1 protein-coding gene and 1 pseudogene are annotated in these 22,435 nt (G+C 76.6%); both read left to right on the plus strand.

Annotated elements, in window-relative coordinates; genetic code table 11:
- The first annotated feature begins 44 nt into the window (after positions 1–44).
- Complete coding sequence (locus ACZ45Q_RS30930) at positions 45–7,838, plus strand: amino acid adenylation domain-containing protein (RefSeq protein WP_468267409.1); 7,794 nt, start codon at positions 45–47, stop codon at positions 7,836–7,838.
- A pseudogene (locus tag ACZ45Q_RS30935) lies at positions 7,835–22,399 on the plus strand (amino acid adenylation domain-containing protein); the annotation flags it as partial. The gene ACZ45Q_RS30930 and the pseudogene ACZ45Q_RS30935, both read left to right, overlap by 4 nt.
- Positions 22,400–22,435 lie beyond the last annotated feature (36 nt).

The following is a 22,435-nucleotide window of genomic DNA, read 5'->3' on the forward strand; positions in this document are numbered from 1 at the left end:
ATCGCGCCGCCTGAGTCGCGGATGGCCCGGACCTTGGGGGAAGTGTGCCCGTTCCCGTTCCCGACGACGTGCGTCTGCCGCTGACGGCGGCGCAGCTCGGCATCTGGTTCGCGCAGGCGAGGGACCCGCGCAGCCCCGTGTTCAACACGGGCGAGTACGTGGAACTCGCCGGCGACCTCGACCAGGACCGGTTCGAGGCGGCCCTGCGGGCCGTGGTCGAGGGCACCGACGCGCTGCGCCTGCGCTTCGGCACGGACCCCGACGGCACCGTCTTCCAGCACGTGGCCCCGGACGCCGGGTTCACGCTGCACCGCGTCGACGTCAGCGCCGCCGAGGACCCCGGCGCCGCCGCCGACGCCTGGATGGACGACGTCCTCGCCACCCCGCTCGACGTCACCGCGGACCGGCCGCTGTTCACCCAGGCGCTCATCACGCTCGGCCCGGACCGCCACCGCTGGTTCCAGCACGTCCACCACCTGCTCCTGGACGGGTACGCCTTCCGCCTCGTCACCGGGCAGGTCGCCCGCGCCTACCGCGGCGAGCCGCTCGAGGAACTCCCCGGCGTCCGCGCCCTGCTCGACGCCGAGCGCGCCTGGCGCGGCTCCGACGCCCACGCCGCCGACCGCGCGCACTGGCTCGCCGCGCCGCGCCCCGCCCCGGTCGCCCTCGCCGGCCGCACCGCCCCGGCCGGCCCCGCCCCCGTACGCCGTACCGCCCTGCTGCCCGCCGCCGTGCGCGAGGGACTGACCGCACTGGCCGCCGCCGCGGGCACCGGCTGGCAGGCCGCCTTCCCGGCCGTCGTCGGCGCCTACGCCCAGTGGCTGACCGGGCAGCGGGAGGTCACGCTGCGGATGCCGGTGACCGCCCGCCGCACCGCCGCCGCCCGCCGCGCCCCCGGCTGTGTCGCCGGCGTCCTGCCGCTGCACCTCGCGCCCCGGCCGGACGCCTCGCTCGCCGACCTGGTGGCCGCGGGCCGCGACGCGCTGGTCCCGGTCCTGCGGCACCAGCGCTTCCCCTACGAGGAGGTCCGCCGTGAACTCGGGCTCGTCGGCGAGGACGCCGCCGGACCCGTTGTCAACGTCGCCGGGCACGACCACCGCGTCGACTTCGGCCCGCTGCGGGCCACCGTGCACCCGGTGTCCACCGGACCCGTCGACGACCTGAAGTTCTCCGTGTACGAGGAGGGCACCGGACTGCGCCTGAACCTGGAGGCCAACCCGGCGCTCTACGACGAGACGGCCACCGACGGCCACCTGCGGCGCTTCACCCGCTTCCTGGAACACCTCGCCACCGGCGGCCCCGGCACCCCGCTGGCCCGGGTGCACGCCGCCGACGCGCCGCCCGCCCGTCCGGCCGCCGCCGGCGCCCCGGCCGCGACCCTGCACGGCCTGATCGCCGAGCGGGCCGCCGCCACCCCCGGCGCCGTCGCCGTCACCCACGGCACCGAGCGGCTGACGTACGCCGAACTCGACGCCCGCGCCAACCGCCTCGCGCACCGGCTCCTCGCCCGCGGCGCCGGCCCCGAGCGGATCGTCGCCCTCGCCCTGCCGCGCTCCCTCGACCTGGTCGTCGCCCTCCTCGCGGTCCTCAAGACGGGCGCCGCCTACCTGCCGCTGGACCCCGACTACCCCGCCGACCGGCTCGCCTGGATGATCGAGGACGCCCGCCCCGTGGCCGTCGTCGACGAGGAGGCGCTGCGCGCCGACGACGGCGACCACCCGGCCACCGACCCGGGCGTCGCCGTGGACCCGGCGCACCCGGCCTACGTCATCTACACCTCCGGCTCCACCGGCCGCCCCAAGGGCGTGGTCGTCCCGCACGCCAACGTGGTGCGGCTGTTCGCCGCCACCCGGCCCCTGTTCGGGTTCGGCCCCGACGACGTGTGGACCCTCTTCCACAGCTACGCCTTCGACTTCTCCGTCTGGGAGATCTTCGGGGCGCTGCTGCACGGCGGCCGGCTCGTCGTCGTGCCCTACACCGTCAGCCGCTCGCCCGGCGACCTCCTCTCCCTGCTCGGCCGCGAGCGGGTCACCGTGCTCAGCCAGACCCCGAGCGCGTTCTTCCAGCTGGACGCCGCCGACCGGGACGCCGGCAGCCCCCCGCTCGCCCTGAAGCACGTCGTGTTCGGCGGCGAGGCACTGGAGCCCGCCCGGCTCGCCGGCTGGTACGCCCGGCGCGGCGAGAGCGTCTCGCTGGTCAACATGTACGGCATCACCGAGACCACGGTGCACGTCACCCACACCGGTCTCGGCCCGGCCGACACCGCCCCCGGCACCCGCTCCCTGGTCGGCGGCCCCCTGCCCCACCTCGGCGCCCGCGTCCTGGACGGCGCGCTGCGCCCGGTGCCGCCCGGCTTCACCGGCGAGCTGTACGTCACCGGCGACGGCCTGGCCCGCGGCTACCTCGGCCGCCCCGACCTGACCGCCGACCGGTTCGTCGCCGACCCCTACGGTCCGCCCGGCGCCCGCATGTACCGCACCGGCGACCTGGTCCGCCTGCTCGACGACGGCACCTTCGCCTACCTCGGGCGCGGCGACCACCAGGTCAAGATCCGCGGCTTCCGGATCGAACTCGGCGAGATCGAGAGCGCGCTGGCCGCCCACCCCGGCGTCGCCCAGGCCGCCGTCGCCGTCCGCGAGGACCGGCCGGGCGACCGGCGGCTCGCCGCGTACGCCGTGCCCGTGGCCGGCACCGCCCCCGACCCCGCCGACTGGCGCGCGACGCTCACCCGCACCCTGCCCGCGCACTGCGTGCCCGCCTCGATCACCGTGCTGGACACGCTGCCGCTGACCGCCAACGGCAAGCTCGACCGGGCCGCGCTGCCCGCCCCCGACGCCCCCGGCGCCCCCACCGCCGAGCACACCCCGCCCGCCGGCCCGGCGGAGGCCGCCGTGCGCGACGCCTTCGCCTCCGTCCTCGGCGTCACCGGCGTCGGCGGCGACAGCGACTTCTTCGCCCTCGGCGGGCACTCCCTGCTCGCCGGGCGCCTCATCGCCGCCGTCCGCGACGCCCTCGGCGCCGAGATCACCGTCCAGGACCTGTTCGAGGCGCCCACCCCGGCGGGCCTGGCCGCCCGCCTCCGCGCCGCCGCCACGCCCGAGCGGCCCCCGCTCGTGGCCCGCCCCGCCGACGGCGACGCCCCCATGTCGTACGCCCAGCACCGCATGTGGGTGCTGCGCGAGGTCGAGGACGCCGCCCCCACCTACAACATGCCGCTCGCCCTGCGCCTGACCGGCCCGGTCAACCGCATGGCGCTGCGCGACGCCCTGTACGACGTCGTGGTCCGGCACGAGAGCCTGCGCACCGTCTACCCGCGCGGCGAGCACGGCGTCGCCCCCAGGGTGCTGCCGCCCGAACAGGCCCGGCCCTGGCTGGTGGAGACCCGGGTGCGGAGCGACGCGCTGCCCGCCGCGCTCACCGAGGCCGCGCGCACCCCCTTCGACCTCGACTGGCAACTGCCGGTCCTCGCCCACCTGTTCACGCTGCCCGACGGGGACAACGTCCTGCTGCTGATGCTGCACCACGTGGCCTGCGACGGCTGGTCGCTGCGCCCGCTGCTCGCGGACCTGTCCACCGCGTACGCCGCCCGGGTAGCCGGCGAGGAGCCCGCCTTCGCTCCGCTGCCCGTCACCTACGCCGACTTCGCGCGCTGGCAGCGCGAACTCCTCGGCGACGAGGACGACCCGGCGAGCCTGGCCGGGCGCCAGCTCGCCCACTGGGAGCGCGCCCTGGCCGGCCTGCCCGACCAGCTCCAGCTGCCCGCCGACCGGCCCCGGCCGCCGGTCGCCGAGCACCGCGGCGGCTCCGTGCCGCTTCAGATCGGCCCCGAGCTGCACGCCCGGCTCGACGCGTTCGCCCGCGCCCGCGGCGCCACCTGCCACATGGTGCTCCAGACCGCGCTGGCCGCCCTGCTCACCCGGCTCGGCGCCGGCACCGACATCCCCATCGGCTGCCCCACCGCCTCCCGCCCCGACAGTGCCCTGGACGACGTCGTCGGCTTCTTCGTCAACCCGGTCGTGGTGCGCGCCGACACCTCCGGCGACCCCGCCTTCACCGACCTGCTCGCCCGGGTGCGGGCCACCGCGCTCGAGGCGTACGCCCACCAGGACGTGCCCTTCGACCGGGTCGTGGAGCGGCTCCAGCCGGAGCGGTCGGCCGCCCGCCACCCGCTGTTCCAGGTCGTGCTGTCCTACCAGGACTTCGAGGCCCGCCCCGTGCTCAAGGGCCTCGACGTGCGGCGCGAGCCCGTCGACTTCGGCGTCGCCAAGTTCGACCTGACGTTCAACCTGGTCGAGCACCGCGACGGACGGGGCGGCTTCGGCGGCATCGACGGCGACCTGGAGTACGACCTCGCCCTGTACGACCGGTCCACCGCCGAGTCCCTGGTGCGCCGCCTGCTCACCCTGCTCCGGGCGGCCGTCGCCGCCCCCGCGCTGCCGATCAGCGCGCACGACCTGCTGGACGACGCCGAACGCGCCCGCCTGGCCGCCTGGAACGACACCGCCCGGCCGGTGCCGGCCACCGGGCTCGCCGAGCAGTTCGCGGCCCAGGCCCGGCGCACCCCCGACGCCGTCGCCGTGGTCGGCACCGACGGCGGCGAGCTGACCTACGCCCAGCTGGACGCGCGCTCCGGGCGGCTCGCCCGGCGGCTCGCCGACGCCGGCGTCGGCCCCGAGAGCGCCGTCGCGGTCCTCCAGGAGCGCTCCGCCGACCTCGTCGTCTCGCTGCTCGCGGTGGTGCGCGCCGGCGGCTTCTACGTGCCGCTCAACACCCGCTACCCGGCCTCCCGGATGGCCCTGATCACCGGTGACGTCGGCGCCCGCGTCGTGCTCACCGACCGCGCCACCGACGCCGAGCACGCCTGCGCCTCCTGGGCGCCGGACGCCGAGGTCGTCGTCGTGGACGACGTCGCCGACGGAGCCGACGCCGACGGCGCCGCGCTCGCGCCGCTGCCGCCGGTGCCCGCCCACCCGCACCAGCTGGCGTACGTGATGTACACCTCCGGCTCCACCGGCCGGCCCAAGGGCGTGGCGATCACCCACGGCGACGTGACCGCGCTGGCCGCCGACCGGTGCTGGCGCACCGGCAACCAGGAACGCGTCCTGCTGCACTCCCCGTACTCCTTCGACACCTCCCAGTACGAGCTGTGGGTGCCGCTGGTGTCCGGCGGCGCCGTCGTCGTCGCCCCGCCCGGCGACCTGGACACCCGGGCGCTGGCCCGCGCGGTCGTGGACGGCCGGGTCACCGGCATGTGGCTCACCTCCGGCCTGTTCAACCTGCTCGCCGAGGAGTCCCCGGAGTGCTTCACCGGCGTACGGGAGGTGTGGACCGGCGGCGACGTCGTCTCCCCGGCCGCGGTCGCCCGGGTCCTCGCCGCCTCACCCGGCACCATGGTCGTCGACGGCTACGGACCGACCGAGACCACCACCTTCGCCACCCACCACTTCATGCGGGCGCCGTGGGAGCAGGAGACCACCGTCCCCATCGGCACCCCGCTGGACAACACCACCTGCCACGTGCTGGACGACCGGCTGCGGCCCGTGCCGCCGGGCGTCGCCGGCGAGCTGTACATCGGCGGCACCGGGCTGGCCCGCGGCTATCTGAAGCGGCCCGACGCGACGGCGGAACGGTTCGTCGCCGATCCGTTCGGACCCGAGGGTGCCCGCATGTACCGCACCGGCGACCTGGTGCGCCGGCGCGGTGACGGGGTGCTGGAGTTCCTCGGGCGCGTCGACCACCAGGTCAAGGTGCGCGGCTTCCGGATCGAGCTGGGGGAGATCGAGTCCGTGCTGGGCTCCCACCCGCAGGTCGCCCAGTGCACCGTCCTGGTCCGCGAGGACCGCCCCGGCGACAAGCGGCTCGTCGCCTACGTGGTCGCCGCGCCCGGCGCCGACCCCGACACCGCCTCCTTGCGCGCCCATGTCGCGGCGGCGCTGCCCGACTACATGGTGCCCGCGGCCTTCGTCGGCCTGGCCGCGCTGCCGCTCACCCCGAACGGCAAGCTCGACCGCCGGGCCCTGCCCGTGCCGGACTTCGGCGCCGCCGCGGGCGCGCACCGCGCTCCGCGCACCCCGCGCGAGGAACTGCTCGCGGTGCTGTTCGCCGAGGTGCTGGGCGTGGAGCGGGTCTCCGTCGACGACAGCTTCTTCGACCGGGGCGGCGACAGCATCATGGTCATCCAGCTGGTCGGCCGGGCCCGGCGCGCCGGGCTGGTGCTGACCGCCGCGCAGGTCTTCGAGCACAAGTCGGTCGCCGCCCTCGCCCAGGTCGCCGAGGGCAGCACCGAGCGGGAACCCGGCGAGCGGGGCGGCCCGGCCGTCGAACCCGCCGGCGAGGTGCCGCTCACCCCCGTCATGCACTGGCTGCGCGAACGCGGCGGCCCCGTCGAGGCGTTCAGCCAGACCATGGCCGTGCCGGTCCCGCCGCGCCTCGGCGAGGACCGCCTGACGGCCGCCCTCCAAAGGCTCGTCGACCACCACGACGTCCTGCGCGCGGTCTTCACCCGCGCGCCCGGCACGGGGGAGGGCGCCGCGGCCGGCGGGGACGCCGGCTGGGCCATGCGGATCGATCCGCCGGGCACCGTCCGCGCCGCCGACTGGGTGCGCCGCGTGGACGCCGCCGGACTGGACGCGACGGCGCTGACCGCGCTCGCCGCACGGGAGGCCGCCGCCGCACGGGACCGGCTCGACCCGTTCGCCGGCCGCACCGGCCAGGCCGTCTGGCTGGACGCCGGCGCCGGCCGGCCCGGCTTGCTGCTGCTGACCCTGCACCACCTGGTCGTGGACGGCGTCTCCTGGCGCATCCTGCTGCCGGACCTGAAGGCCGCCTGGGAGGACCCGCACGCCCCGCTGCCGCCGGTCGGCACCCCGTTCCGGGCCTGGGCGCTGCACCTGGCCGAGCAGGCGCGCACCGAACGGCGCCTCGGCGAACTCGCCCTGTGGACGCGGATGCTGGCGCAGGGCGCCCCGCCGGTCACCGCCGGGCGGCTGGACCCCGCCCGGGACACCGCGGCCACCGCCCGCAGCCTCAGCCTGGACCTCGACCCCGCCACCACCGCCGCCGTGCTCACCACGGCACCCGCCGCGTTCCACGGCCGGGTCGACGACGTCCTGCTCACCGCCTTCGCGCTCGCCGTCGCCGACTGGCGCCGCCGCCGCGGACTCGGTGACGCCGACGCCGTCCTGGTCGACGTCGAGGGACACGGCCGCGAGCCGGGCGACAGCGGCGCCGAACTCTCCCGCACCGTCGGCTGGTTCACCTCCATCCACCCCGTGCTGCTCACGCCCGGCCCGCTCGACCGGGACGACGCGCTCGCCGGCGGCCCCGCCGCCGGAGCGGCCGTCAAACGGGTCAAGGAACAGCTGCGGGAGATCCCCGACGGCGGCATCGGCCACGGGCTGCTGCGCCACCTCGACGCCCGCGCCGCCCGCGGCCTGACCGCCCTCGCCCCGCACGGCACACCCGACCTGGGCTTCAACTACCTGGGCCGGTTCCCCGCCCCCGACGGCGGCCTGTGGACCGCCGCCCCCGACGCGGACCTGATCGGCGACGGCACCGACGAGCGGCTGCCGCTCGCCCACGCCGTCGAACTCAACGCCCTCACCCGCGACGAGAGCGGCGGCCCCCGCCTCACGGCCGTGTGGACCTGGGCCGGCCGGCTCCTGGACGAGGACGCCGTACGCGACCTCGGCGAGAGCTGGTTCCGGGCCCTGACCGCCCTCGCCGCCCACGCCGAACGCCCCGACGCGGGCGGGATCACCCCGTCCGACCTGTCCCTGGTCCAGCTCAGCCAGGACCAGATCGACCAGCTCGAAGCCGCCTGGAAGGTAGCCCGATGACGCAGTCCGGACTCGCCGACGTCCTGCCCCTGACCCCGCTCCAGGAAGGGCTGCTCTTCCAGGTCGCCTACGGAGCGCAGGCCGACGGCCCGGACGTCTACACCGTCCAGATGGTCTTCGAGCTGCGCGGCCCGCTGGACGAGGACGGACTGCGGGCGGCGGCCCGCGCCCTGCTGCACCGCCACCCGAACCTGCGCGCCGGCTTCTGGCAGCAGAACGTGGACCGGCCGGTGCAGTTCGTGCCGCGCGAGGTCCCGCTGCCCTGGCGCCGCCTCGACCTCACCGGCCTCGCCGAGGACGAGCAGCGGCGCCGGGCGGCGGACTTCGTCGCCGAGGACCGCGCCGAGCGGTTCGACCCGGGCGCCCCGCCGCTGTTCCGGTTCGCCCTGCTCGCCCTCGGCCCCGACCGGCACAAGCTGGTGCTGACCACCCACCACCTGCTGTTCGACGGCTGGTCGATGCCGCTGCTGGTGCGCGAGCTGTTCACGCTGTACGAGCACCACGGCGACGACTCCGCGCTGGCGCCCGTCACCCCGTACCGGGCCTATCTGGCCTGGCTCGCCGGCCGTGACGGGGACGCGGCCCGCGCCGCCTGGCGCACCGCGCTGGCCGGGCTGGAGGAGCCGAGCCTCGTCGCGGGCGCCGGACGCGGCCGGGGCGCGGACGGCGCCGCCGCGCTGCCCGGCCAGCTCTGGCACGAGGTGGACGAGGCCGTCACCGGGCGGCTGACCGCCCTCGCCCGCTCCCTCGGCCTGACCCCCAACACCCTCGTGCAGGGCGTGTGGGCGCTGCTGCTCGGCCGCGAACTGGGCCGCGACGACGTGGTGTTCGGGGCCACCGTCTCGCACCGCCCGCCGGAGATACCCGGCATCGAGTCCACCATCGGCATGTTCATCAACACCCTGCCGGTCCGGGTCCGGATCAGCCCCTGGGAGACCCTCGGCTCTCTGCTGGCCCGCGTCCAGCGGGAGCAGGCCGCGCTCATCGAGCACCGGCACCTGTCGCTGACCGAGATCCAGGCGGCGGCCGGCACCGGGGAACTCTTCGACACCGTCGTCGTGTTCGAGAACTACCCGCTCGACCCGGAGGTGCTGCGCGCCGAGGCCCGCGGTCTGCGCCTGGCCTCCTTCGAGGTCGGCGACTCCACCCACTACCCGCTGAGCCTGCTCGCCATCCCCGGCGAGCGGCTCCGCTTCCGCCTCGACCACCGCGGCGACGTGCTGGACACCGCCGGCGCCGAGCGGCTGCTGCGCCGCCTGGACGCCCTGCTCGCCGACATCGCGGAACACGGCGCCGACCTGCCCGTCGGCCGCGCCGCCCTGCTGCCGGCCGACGAGCACGCCCACGCCCTCGACCTGGCCCGCGGACCCGCCTCCGCCGCGCCCGGCGACCGCACTCTGCCCGAGCTGTTCGAGGCGCAGGCCGCCCGCACGCCGGACGCGGAGGCGCTGGTCGTGGGCGGCGAGTCGCTGACGTACACGGAGCTGAACGCCCGCGCCAACCGGCTCGCCCGCCACCTGGCCGGGCGGGGGGCGGGCCCGGGCCGGACCGTGGCGCTGCGGCTGCCGCGCTCCGTCGAGCTGTACGTGGCCCTGCTCGCCGTGCTGAAGACGGGCGCCGCCTACCTCCCCGTGGACGTGGCGTATCCGGAGGAGCGGATCGCGCTGATGCTGGAGGACGCGAATCCGGCATTCGTCCTCACGCCCGAGGAGCTGGAGGCGGACCTGTCCGGGTGCGCGGCGGACGACCTCACCGACGCGGACCGGCCGGCGCCGCTGCTGCCGGAGCACCCGGCGTACGTGATCTACACCTCCGGCTCCACCGGCCGCCCCAAGGCCGTCGTCATGCCGCACTCCGCCCTGGTCAACCTGCTCACCTGGCACCAGCGGGAGATACCCGGCGCCGCCGGCACGGTGGTCGCCCAGTTCACCAGCATCGGCTTCGACGTCGCCGGCCAGGAGATCCTCTCCGCGCTGCTGCACGGCAAGACCCTCGCCGTGCCGGGAGAGGACGTGCGCCGCAGCGCCGAGCTGCTGACGGCCTGGCTCGACGAGCAGCGCGTGACCGAGCTGTACGCGCCGAGCCTCGTCATCGACGCGGTCGCCGAGGCCGCCGCCGAGCAGGGCCGCACCCTGCCGGAGCTGCTCCACGTGGTGCAGGCCGGCGAGGCCCTCCGCCTGGGCCCCGCCGTGCGCGCCTTCGTCGCCGCCGTGCCCGGCCGTCGCCTGCACAACCACTACGGACCCGCCGAGACCCACGTCGTCACCGGCACCGCCCTGCCCGCCGACCCGGCCGGCTGGAGCGACCCGGCGCCGATCGGCCGGCCCGTCGCCGGCACCCGCGTCCACGTCCTGGACGGCGCGCTGCGCCCGGTGCCGCCCGGTGTCACCGGCGAGCTGTACCTGGCGGGCGCCGCCGTGGCCCACGGCTACCTGAACCGTCCGGAGCTGACCGCCGAGCGGTTCGTCGCCGACCCCCACGGACCGGCCGGGGCCCGCATGTACCGCACCGGCGACCTGGCCCGGTGGCGCCCCGACGGCGAACTGGAGTTCGCCGGGCGCGCCGACCACCAGGTCAAGATCCGCGGCTTCCGCATCGAACCCGGCGAGGTCGAGGCCGCGCTCGCCGCGCTGCCCGGCGTCGCCCGCGCCGCCGTCCTCGCCCGCGAGGACCGCCCCGGCGACACACGCCTCGTCGGCTACGTGGCCCCGGCCCAGGACGCGCCCGACCCCGCCGCGCTGCGGACCGCGCTGGCCCGGACGCTGCCCGACTTCATGGTGCCCGCCGCGATCGTCGTCCTGGACGCGCTGCCGCTGACCCCCAACGGCAAGCTCGACCGGGCCGCGCTGCCCGCGCCGCGGACCACCGCCGCCGTCCGGCGCGGTCCGCGCTCGCCGCGCGAGGAGATCCTGTGCGGCCTGTTCGCCGAGGTGCTCGGCCTGACCGGCCCGGTCCACATCGACGACGACTTCTTCGCGCTCGGCGGGCACTCGCTGCTCGCCACCCGGCTGATCAGCCGCGTCCGCAGCGTCCTCGGCGCCGAGGTGCCGCTGCGCGAGCTGTTCGAGGCGCCCACGGTCGCCCGGCTCGCCGAACGCCTCGACGGCGCCGCCGGCGCCCGCCCCGCCCTGCTGCCCGTCGCCCCCGAGCGGCGCCCGGAGCGGCTGCCGCTGTCCCACGCCCAGCGCCGGCTGTGGTTCCTCGGCCGCCTCGACGGCCCCAACAACACGTACAACATCCCGCTCGCCCTGCGGCTGCGCGGCGCCGTCGACCGCGCCGCGCTGCGCGCCGCCCTCGCCGACCTGACCGCCCGGCACGAGACGCTGCGCACCGTCTACCCCGCCCACGCCGGCGAGCCGTACCAGCGGGTCCTGCCGCCCGGCGAGGCCGTGCCCGGCCTGGAGATCGCCGCCGCCGACGAGGGCCGGCTCGCCGACCTGCTGGCCGAAGCCGCGGCGCGGCCCTACGACCTCACCCGCGACCTGCCGCTGCGCGCCGTGCTGTTCGAACTGGGCGAGCGCGAGCACGTACTGCTGTTGCTGCTGCACCACATCGCCGGCGACGGCTGGTCCCTCGCCCCGCTCACCCGCGACCTCGCCACCGCCTACGCCGCCCGCCGCGCCGGCCGCGCCCCCGCCTTCCCGCCGCTGCCCGTCGCCTACGCCGACTACACCCTGTGGCAGCGCGAGCTGCTCGGCGACGCCGACGACCCGGCGAGCGCGCACGGCACCCAGCTCGCCCACTGGCGCCAGGCCCTGGCCGGGGCCCCCGCCCAGCTCGACCTGCCCACCGACCACGCCCGGCCCGCGGTCTCCGCCCACCGCGGCGCCACCGTGCCGTTCCGGCTCGACGCCGGCCTGCACGAGCGGCTCGCCGCGCTCGCCACCGCCTGCGACAGCAGCCTGTTCATGGTGCTCCAGGCCGCCTTCGCCGCCCTGCTCACCCGGCACGGCGCCGGCACCGACATCCCCGTCGGCAGCCCCGTCGCCGGCCGCACCGACGACGCCCTGGACGACCTCGTCGGCTTCTTCGTGAACACGCTGGTGCTGCGCACCGACACCTCCGGCGACCCCACGTTCGGCGAACTCGTCCGCCGGGTCCGGGCGTTCGACCTGGCCGCCTACACCCACCAGGACCTGCCGTTCGAGAAGCTCGTCGAGGAGGTCAACCCCGAACGCACCCTCGCCCGCAACCCGCTCTTCCAGGTCGTCCTCGCCCTGCAGTCCATGCCCGCCGCCGACCTGGCCCTGCCCGGACTGGACGTCGCCACGGAGCCGGTGCGGGTCGGCTTCGCCAAGTTCGACCTCGGTCTCGCCGTCGTCGAGGAACACACCGCCGACGGCGCCCGAGCCGGGATCCGCGGCGACTGGGAGTACAGCACCGAACTGTTCGAGCGCACCACCGTGGAGGCGCTCGGCGAACGGCTGGAGCGCTTCCTGCGCGCCGTCGCCGAGGACCCCGAGCGCACCATCGGCTCGGTCGACCTGCTCGGTCCCGCCGAACGCCACCGGCTGCTCGTCGACGTCAACTCCGCCGGGACGGAACCGGTCCGGCCGGCCACGCTGCCCGCCCTGTTCGAGGCGCAGGCCGCCCGCACCCCCGACGCCGTCGCGCTCGTCATGGGCGCCGAGTCGCTGACGTACGCGGAACTGAACGCCCGCGCCAACCGGCTGGCACGCCGGCTGGTCGAGCGCGGCGCAGGACCGGAGCACGTCGTGGCGCTCCAGCTGCCGCGCTCCACCGACCTCGTCACCGCCGTGCTCGCCGTGTGGAAGGCCGGCGCCGCCCACCTGCCCGTCGACCCCGGCTACCCGGACGAGCGGATCGCGTTCCTGCGGGCCGACGCCCGGCCGTCGCTGGTGCTCACCCCCGACGCGCTCGCCGCCGACCTCGCGGCCGCCGCCGGCCACCCCGGCACCGACCTAGACGACACCGACCGGGCGGCCCCGCTGCTGCCGGACCACCCGGCGTACGTCATCTACACCTCCGGCTCCACCGGCACCCCCAAGGGCGTCGTCGTCGCGCACGCCTCCGCCACCGCGACGATCCCGCCGCAGGCGGCCCGGTTCGGCCTCGGCCCGCACAGCCGGGTCCTCCAGTTCGCCTCGATCAGCTTCGACGCCGCCCTGTGGGAGCTGACGGCCGCCCTGCTCACCGGCGCCGGGCTGGTCCTCGCCGGCGCCGACGAGCTGCTGCCCGGCCCCGGTCTGGCCGACCTGGTCCGCGACCAGGGCGTCACCCTGCTCGCACTGCCGCCCGGCGCGCTGCCCGCCCTGCCCGACGGGGCCCTGCCGCCCGGCACCGACCTGATCGTCGCCGGTGACGCCACCGCCCCCGACCAGGCCGCCCGGTTCGGGCCCGGCCGCCGCATGGTCAACGCCTACGGCCTGACCGAGACCACCGTGTGCGCCACCATGAGCGCCCCCGTCGCCGGCGCCGTCTCCCCGCCCATCGGCCGCCCCGTCGGCGCGGCCCGCGTGTACGTCCTCGACGAGCGGCTGCGGCCCGTGCCGCCCGGCGTCACCGGCGAGATCCACATCGCCGGGCCCGGCGTCGCCCGCGGCTACCTGGGCCGACCCGGGCTGACCGCCGAGCGGTTCGTCGCCGACCCGTTCGCGCCGCTGTTCGGCGAGCGCGGCACCCGCATGTACCGCACCGGCGACCTCGGCCGGTGGCGGGCCGACGGCGAGCTGGAGTTCGCCGGCCGCGCCGACCAGCAGGTCAAGATCCGCGGCTTCCGCATCGAACCCGGCGAGATCGAGGCGGTGCTCACCACCCACCCGGACGTCGCGGCCGGCGCGGTCGTCGTCCGCGAGGCCGAGCCCGGCGACAAGCACCTCGTCGCCTACGTCGTCCGCGACCCCGCCACCGCAACCGGCGACCCGGACCCCGGCAGCGCCGCCGCCGACGACGGCGGGCAGGTCGAGCGGTGGCGGGAGACCTACGACTCCCTGTACGAGGCCGAGCCCGGCCACGCCTTCGGCGCCGACTTCTCCGGCTGGAACAGCAGCTACACCGCCGACGCCATCCCGCTCGAGGAGATGACCGAGTGGCGGGCCGCGTCCGTCGAACGGATCCTCGCCCTGCGCCCGCGCCGCGTCCTGGAGATCGGCTGCGGCACCGGCCTGATCCTCTCCCAGGTCGCCCCGCACGTCGCCGAGTACTGGGGAACCGACCTGTCCGCACCGGTCGTCGAGCAGCTCCGCCGGCACCTCGACGCCCGCCCCGAACTCGCCGACCGGTGCACCCTGCTCACCCGCCCCGCGCACGTCACCGACGGGCTGCCCACGGGGCACTTCGACACGATCGTCCTCAACTCCGTCGTGCAGTACTTCCCCGACGCCGGCTACCTGGCCGCCGTGCTGCGCCGCGCGTCCGCGCTCCTCGCCCCGGGCGGCACTATCTTCCTCGGCGACATCCGCAACCTGCGCACCCTGCGGGCCTTCCGCACCGCCGTCGAACTGCGCCGCGCCGGCGCCTACGCCGACCCCGCCGCCGTACGCCGCGCCGTCGACCAGTCGATCGCCACCGAGAAGGAACTCCTCCTCGACCCCGACTGCTTCACCGCCCTCGTCGCCGACGACCCGCACCTGGAATCCGCCGAGGTCACCCTGCGTGCGGGCGCCCACCACAACGAGATGAGCCGGCACCGCTACGACGTCCTGCTGCGCCGTGCCGCCGACGGCCCGCGGCCCGCCGAGCGGCTGCTGCGCTGGGGCACCGACGTCCGCACCGCCGGCGAACTGCGCCGCGCCCTCGCCGGGGACGGCGCCGTACGCGTCACCGGCATCCCCAACGCCCGCCTGGTCCGCGAGCACCGCGCGCTCGCCGCCCTGGAACGCGGCGACGTCACGGGCGCCGCCGCCCTCCTCGACGCCCCCTCCCCCCACGACGCCCTCGACCCGCACGACGTGCACCGGTGGGGTGCCCGCTGCACCTGGGGCGAGCAGGACGACACCTTCGAGGCGTACGCCGGCCCCGGCGCCGCCCACCGGCCGCGCCCGGCCGACGGGCGGCCCCTGGCCAACGACCCCTCCCGCGGCGAGCGCGACGCACGCGTCGTCGACGAACTGCGCGCCCTGGTGGCCGACCGGCTGCCCGCCCACATGGCGCCCGCCGCGTACGTCGTCCTGGACGCCCTGCCGCTGACCGCCAACGGCAAACTCGACCGGGACGCGCTGCCCGCACCCGACCTGGGCGCCGCCGCGGCCGGCCAGGCACCGCGCACCCGGCGCGAGGAGATCCTCGCCGCCCTCTTCGCCGAGGTCCTCGGACTGCCCGGCGTCGGCGTCGACCGCAGCTTCTTCGACCTGGGCGGGCACTCGCTGCTGGCCACCCGGCTGCTCAGCCGCATCCGCACCGTGCTCGGCGCCGAACTCGCCGTGCGCGACCTGTTCCAGGCGCCCACCGTCGCCGAACTCGCCGCCCGCGTCGACGGCGCCGGCGAGGCCCGGCCCGCGCTCACCGCACGGCCCCGCCCCGCGGAGGTGCCGCTGTCGTTCGCCCAGTACCGGCTGTGGTTCCTGCACCGCATGGAAGGGCCCGGCGCCACCTACAACATCCCGATGAGCCTGCGCCTGACCGGCGGCCTCGACACCGAGGCGCTGCGGGCCGCGCTCGCCGACGTCGTCGCCCGCCACGAGGCGCTGCGCACCGTCTACCCGGAGCGCGGCGGCGTCCCCCGCCAGCAGGTCCTGGACCCCGTGCCGCCCGCCTTCGACACCGTGCCCACCACACCCGCACGCCTCGACGCGGACCTCGCCGAGGCCGCCCGCCGCGGCTTCGACCTGGCCGGCGAACTGCCGCTGCGCGCCACCCTGTTCCGGCTCGGCGAGCGCGAGCACGTGCTGCTGCTGCTCATGCACCACATCGCCGGCGACGGCTGGTCCTGGCCGCCGCTCGCCCGCGACCTCGGCGACGCCTACGCCGCCCGTCGCGCCGGCCGCGCCCCCGACTTCGCGCCGCTGCCCGTCCAGTACACCGACTACACGCTGTGGCAGCGCGAGCTGCTCGGCGACGAGCAGGACCCCGACAGCCGGATCTCCCGGCAGATCGAGCACTGGACGCGGGCGCTGGACGGCATCCCCGAGGAACTGACGCTGCCCACCGACCACCCGCGGCCCGCCGTCGCCTCGCACCGCGGCGACACCGTGCCCTTCACCGTCGACGCCGACCTGCACCGCCGGCTCAACGCGCTCGCCGGCACCGAGCGGGCCAGCCTGTTCATGGTGGTCCAGGCTGCCTTCGCCGCCCTGCTGACCCGGCACGGCGCGGGCACCGACATCCCCGTCGGCAGCCCCGTCGCCGGCCGCACCGACGAGGCGCTGGACGACCTGGTCGGGTTCTTCGTGAACACGCTGGTGCTGCGCACGGACACCTCCGGCGACCCCACGTTCCGGGAGCTGCTGGAGCGGGTCCGGGAAGCGGACCTGGCCGCCTACGCCCACCAGGACGTGCCCTTCGAGAAGCTCGTCGAGCGCCTGCGCCCGGAGCGGTCCCTCGCCCGCCACCCCCTGTTCCAGGTGATGCTGGCGTTCCAGAACAGCGGCGAGGCCCGCCTCGACCTGCCAGGACTGACCGCCGAGGCCCTGCCCGTCGGCGTCGGCATCGCCAAGTTCGACCTGCACCTGAGCATGGTCGAACTGCGCTCCGGCGACGGCGCGCCCGGCGGCATCCGCGCCGCCCTGGAGTTCAGCACCGACCTGTTCGAACGGGCCACCGCCGAGGCGCTCACCGACCGGCTGCTGCGGCTGCTGCGGGCCGTCGCCGACGCCCCCGACACCGCCATCGGCCGCCTGGAACTCCTCGCCCCCGCCGAGCGCCGCCGCGTCCTGACCGACTGGAACACCACCGACGCGCCCCGCCCCGCGCCCGGCACCCTCGTCCCCGAGCTGTTCGAGGCGCAGGCCGCCCGCACGCCGGACGCGGAGGCGCTGGTCGTGGGCGGCGAGTCGCTGACGTACGCCGAGCTGAACGCCCGCGCCAACCGGCTCGCCCGGTACCTGGTGGGGCGGGGCGCGGGCCCGGAGCGGATCGTGGCGCTGCGGCTGCCGCGCGGCGTGGAGCTGTACGTGGCCCTGCTCGCGGTGCTGAAGACGGGCGCCGCCTATCTGCCGGTGGACGTGGCGTATCCGGAGGAGCGGATCGCGCTGATGCTGGAGGACGCCTCCCCGGCGCTCGTCCTCACGCCACGGGAGCTGGAGGAGGCGGACCTGTCCGGGTTCGCGGCGGACGACCTCACCGACGCCGACCGGAGCGCGCCGCTGCTGCCGGAGCACCCGGCGTACGTGATCTACACGTCCGGGTCCACCGGCCGCCCCAAGGCCGTCGTCATGCCCGGTGCGGGCCTGGTCAACCTGCTCACCTGGCACGCCCGCCGCTTCCCCGGCGGCACCGGGGTGCGCACCGCCCAGTTCACGGCGATCGGCTTCGACTTCTCCGTGCAGGAGATCCTCTCCCCGCTCGTCACGGGCAAGACCCTCGTGGTGCCCGACGAGGAGACCCGGCACAGCGCCGAGCTGCTGGCCGCCTGGCTCGACGAGCAGCGCGTCGGCGAGCTGTTCGCCCCGAACCTCGTCATCGAGGCGCTCGCCGAGGCCGCCGCCGAGCAGGGCCGCACCCTGCCCCACCTGACCGACGTCCTCCAGGGCGGCGAGGCCCTCGTGCCCGGCCCCCGGGTGCGCGACTTCGCCTACGCCGTCCCCGGCCGGCGCCTGCACAACGTCTACGGCCCCGCCGAGACCCACGCCGTCACCACCCACACCCTGCCCGCCGACCCCGCCGACTGGCCGGCCTCCGCCCCCGTCGGGCGGCCCGTCGACCACGACCGGGTCTACGTCCTGGACGGCGCGCTGCGCCCGGTGCCGCCCGGCGTCACCGGCGAGCTGTACCTGGCGGGCGCCGGTGTGGCGCGCGGCTACCTGAACCGGCCGGAGCTGACGGCCGAGCGGTTCGTCGCCGACCCCCACGGACCGGCCGGGGCCCGCATGTACCGCACCGGCGACCTGGGGCGGTGGCGGGCCGACGGCGAGCTGGAGTTCGCCGGGCGCGCCGACCACCAGGTCAAGGTGCGCGGCTTCCGCGTCGAGCCCGGCGAGGTCGAGGCCGCGCTCGCCGCGCTGCCCGGCGTCGCCCGCGCCGCCGTCCTCGCCCGCGAGGACCGGCTCGTGGCCTACCTCGTCGCCCGCGGCGACCTGGACACCGACGCCGTGCGCACCGCACTCGGCCGCACCCTGCCGGACTTCATGGTGCCGTCCGCGTACGTGGTCCTCGACGCGCTGCCGCTGACCCCCAACGGCAAGCTGGACCGGTCCGCGCTGCCCGACCCCGCCCCCGCGTCCGGCACCGGGCGCGCCCCCCGCTCGGCGGGCGAGGAGATCCTGTGCGGCCTGTTCGCCGAGATCCTCGGCGTCGACGGCCCGGTCCACGCCGACGACGACTTCTTCGCGCTCGGCGGGCACTCGCTGCTCGCCACCCGGCTGATCAGCCGCGTCCGCAGCGTCCTCGGCGCCGAACTGTCCCTGCGGGACCTGTTCGAGCGCCCCACCCCGGCCGGTCTTGCCGCCCTCGCCGCCGCGGCCGGCGGCGGACGCCGGCCCGCCCTGGTGCCGGCCGCCGAACGGCCCGCCCGGCTGCCGCTGTCGTACGCCCAGCGCCGGCTGTGGTTCCTCGGCCGGCTCACCGGCGGCGACCCCGGCTACAACATGCCCGTCGGCCTGCGCCTGACCGGCACCCTGGACACCGCCGCGCTCACCGCCGCCCTCGCCGACCTGACGGAGCGTCATGAGACGTTGCGGACCGTCTTCCCCGAGGGCGAGGACGGCAGCCCCTACCAGCTGGTGCTCGCCCCCGAGGCGGCCCGGCCCGCGCTCCAGGTGCGCCCGGCCACCGAGGACGACCTCCCGGCCGCGCTGGCCGAGGCGGCCCGGCACAGCTTCGACCTCACCTGCGACGCGCCCCTGAAGGCGGTGCTGTTCGAGCTGGGCGAGCGCGAGCACGTCCTGCTGTTGCTGCTGCACCACATCGCCGGCGACGGCTGGTCCCTCGCCCCGCTCACCCGCGACCTCGCCACCGCCTACGCCGCCCGCCGCGCCGGCCGCGCCCCCGAGTTCGCGCCGCTGCCCGTCGCCTACGCCGACTACACGCTGTGGCAGCGCGAGCTGCTCGGCGACACCGACGACCCGGCCGGCACCGCGGCCCGGCAGTTCGCGTACTGGCGCGAGGCCCTGGCCCAGCTGCCCGAGGAACTCCAGCTGCCCGCCGACCACCCCCGTCCGGCCACCCCCGGCCACCGCGGCGAGGCCGTCTTCCGCACGCTCGACGCCGGCCTGCACACCGCGCTCCTCGACCTGGCCCGCTCCGGCGGCGCCAGCCTGTTCATGGTGCTGCACGCCGCCCTCGCGGCCGTGCTGACCCGGCACGGCGCGGGCACCGACATCCCCGTCGGCAGCCCCGTCGCCGGCCGCACCGACGACGCCCTGGACGACCTCGTCGGCTTCTTCGTCAACACCCTCGTCCTGCGCACCGACACCTCCGGCAACCCCACCTTCCGGGAGCTGCTGGACCGGGTCCGGGAAGCGGACCTGGCCGCCTACGCCCACCAGGACGTGCCCTTCGACAAGCTCGTCGAGGACCTCAGCCCCGGCCGGTCCCTGTCCCGGCACCCGCTGTTCCAGGTCCTCCTCGCCCTCCAGAACACCCCCGAGGCCGACCTCGCGCTGCCCGGGCTCACCGTCCGGCCCGAGGTCGTCGACCTGGGCGCCGCCAAGTTCGACCTCACCTTCAACCTGGCCGAACGGCACGGCCCCGGCGGCGAGGCCCGCGGCATCGACGCCGTCCTGGAATACAGCACCGACCTGTTCGAGCGGGCCACCGCCGAGGCGCTCACCGACCGCCTCGTGGCGTTCCTGCGGGCCGTCGCCGCCGACCCCGACCAGCCGGTCGCCGACGTGCCGATCCTCGCGAGCGGCGAACGCCACCTCGTGCTGACCGGGTGGAACGACACCGCCTGGGCACCGGGCCGCGCCGCCGCCGGCGCGTCGCTGCCGCAGCGCTTCGCCGAACAGGCCGCCCGCACCCCCGACGCCGTCGCCGTCACCGAACCCGGCGGCACCACCTGGACGTACGCCGAACTCGACGCCCGCGCCAACCGGCTCGCCCACCGGCTCCTCGCCCGCGGCGTCACCGCGGAGACGCCGGTCGCCGTCCTCATGGAACGCTCCGCGCACCTGGTGGCCGCCACCCTCGCCGTCCTCAAGACGGGCGGCGTGTACGTGCCGCTGCACACCCGCCATCCCGAGGAGCGGATGCGGCACGTCATCGCCGACACCGGGGCCGGGCTGCTGCTCACCGACGCCCGGTACGCCGCCGCCGCGTCCCGCCTCGGCGTCGACACCCTCGCCGCCGACACCGTCACCGACGGCGCCCCGGCCGGCGACGACACGGCCCCGCCGGTCACCGTCGCGCCGGACGCGCTCGCCTACATCATGTTCACCTCCGGCTCCACCGGCACCCCCAAGGGCATCGGCATCACCCACCGCGACGCCATCGCGCTCGCCGTCGACCGCTGCTGGGAGACCGGCCCCGCCTCCCGGGTGCTGATGCACTCCCCGTACGCCTTCGACATCTCCACCTACGAACTGTGGAGCCCGCTGCTCGCCGGCGGCCGCATCGTCGTCGCCCCGCCCGGCGACCTCGACGCCGCCGTGCTGCGCCGCGTCCTCGCCGAACAGGGCGTCACCTCCCTGCTGCTGACCGCCGGCCTGTTCGGCGTCGTCGCCGACGACGACCCCGGCGTCTTCGCGGGCGTACGGGACGTGTGGACCGGCGGCGACGTCGTCCCGCCCACCGCCGTGCGCCGCGTCCTCGCCGCCTGCCCCGGCACCGTCGTCAAGGTGCTGTACGGACCCACCGAGATCACCCTCGGCTGCACCTGGCACCGGTTCACCGACCCAGGCCGGGTCCCGGCGTCCGTGCCCATCGGCCGCCCGCTGGACGAGACCCGCGCCTACGTCCTCGACGACCGGCTGCGGCCCGTCCCGCCCGGCGTCCCCGGCGAGCTGTACATCGCCGGCGCAGGCCTGGCCCGCGGCTACCTGGCGCAGCCCGCGCGCACCGCCGAGCGGTTCACCGCCGACCCGTTCGCCGAGCTGTTCGGCGACACCGGCGGCCGCATGTACCGCACCGGCGACATCGCGCGCCGCACCTCCGGCGGCGTCCTGGAGTTCCTCGGCCGCGCCGACCAGCAGGTCAAGATCCGCGGCTTCCGCGTGGAGCCCGGCGAGATCGAGACCGCCCTCGCCGCCCACCCCGACATCACCCGCGCCGTCGTCACCGCCCGCCCCGGCCGGGCCGGCGACAAGGTCCTCGTCGCCTACCTGGTCCCCGCGCCCGACGCCGGGCCCGGCGGCGTGGAACCGGCCCGGCTGCGCGCCGAACTGGAGCGGTCCCTGCCCGACTACATGGTGCCCGCCGCGTTCGTCACGCTGGACTCCCTGCCCGTCACCCCCAACGGCAAGCTCGACCGGGACGCCCTGCCCGAACCCGACTGGGGCACCGGCGGCGGACGGCTGCCCCGCGGCCCCCGCGAGGAACTGCTGTGCGGCCTGTTCGCCGAGGTACTCGGCGCCGAACGCGTCGGCATCGACGACAACTTCTTCGAACTCGGCGGGCACTCCATGCTCGCCACCCGCCTCGCCGGCCGCGTCAAGGCCGTGCTCGGCGCCGACGTCGGCGTGCGCACCCTCTTCGAGGCGCCCACCGTCGCCGCCCTGCTCGCCCGCATCGACGGCACCGCCGGCGACGACGGCCACGACCCGTTCGGCGTGGTGCTGCCGCTGCGCACCGGCGGGTCCCGGCCCCCGCTGTTCTGCGTCCACCCGGCCGGCGGCTTCGGCTGGATCTACTCGGCGCTGCTCCGGCACACCGACCGCGACCAGCCCCTGTACGCCCTCCAGGCCCGCGGCCTCAGCCACGACGAGCCGCTGCCCGGCGACATCCACGCCATGGCCCGCGACTACGCCGAGCAGATCCGCAAGACCGCGCCCGAGGGCCCCTACCAGCTGCTCGGCTGGTCCTTCGGCGGGCTCGTCGCGCACGCCGTCGCCACCCGGCTCCAGGAAGAGGGCGCCGAGGTGAGCCTGCTGACCGTGCTCGACGGCTACCCCGACGCCTACGACGGCACCGCACACGAGGTCGGCGAGGAACAGGTCCTCGCCATCCTGCTCAACGCGGCCGGCGTCGACCGCGCCGCCGCCTTCGGCGACGGGCCGCTGGAGCGGGCCGCCGTCCTCGACGCCCTGCGCAGCAGCGGCAGCGCGCTCGCCCACCTGGACGACGCCGCGATCGGCCGGATGACCGAGGTGTTCCTCAACAACACCCGGCTCATCGAGGACTTCACCCCGCACCGCTTCGACGGCGACCTGGTGTTCTTCGCCGCCACCCGCAACCGCACCCACCCGGCGCTCACCCCCGCCTCCTGGCGCCCCTACCTCACGGGACGCATCGAGGAGCACCCGCTGGACACCGACCACGCCGGCCTGGCCCGGCCGGACGTCCTCGGCGTCATCGCCCGCACCCTCGCGGACCGCGACGCGCGC

This window comes from Streptomyces sp. NPDC031049 (genome assembly GCF_055571015.1).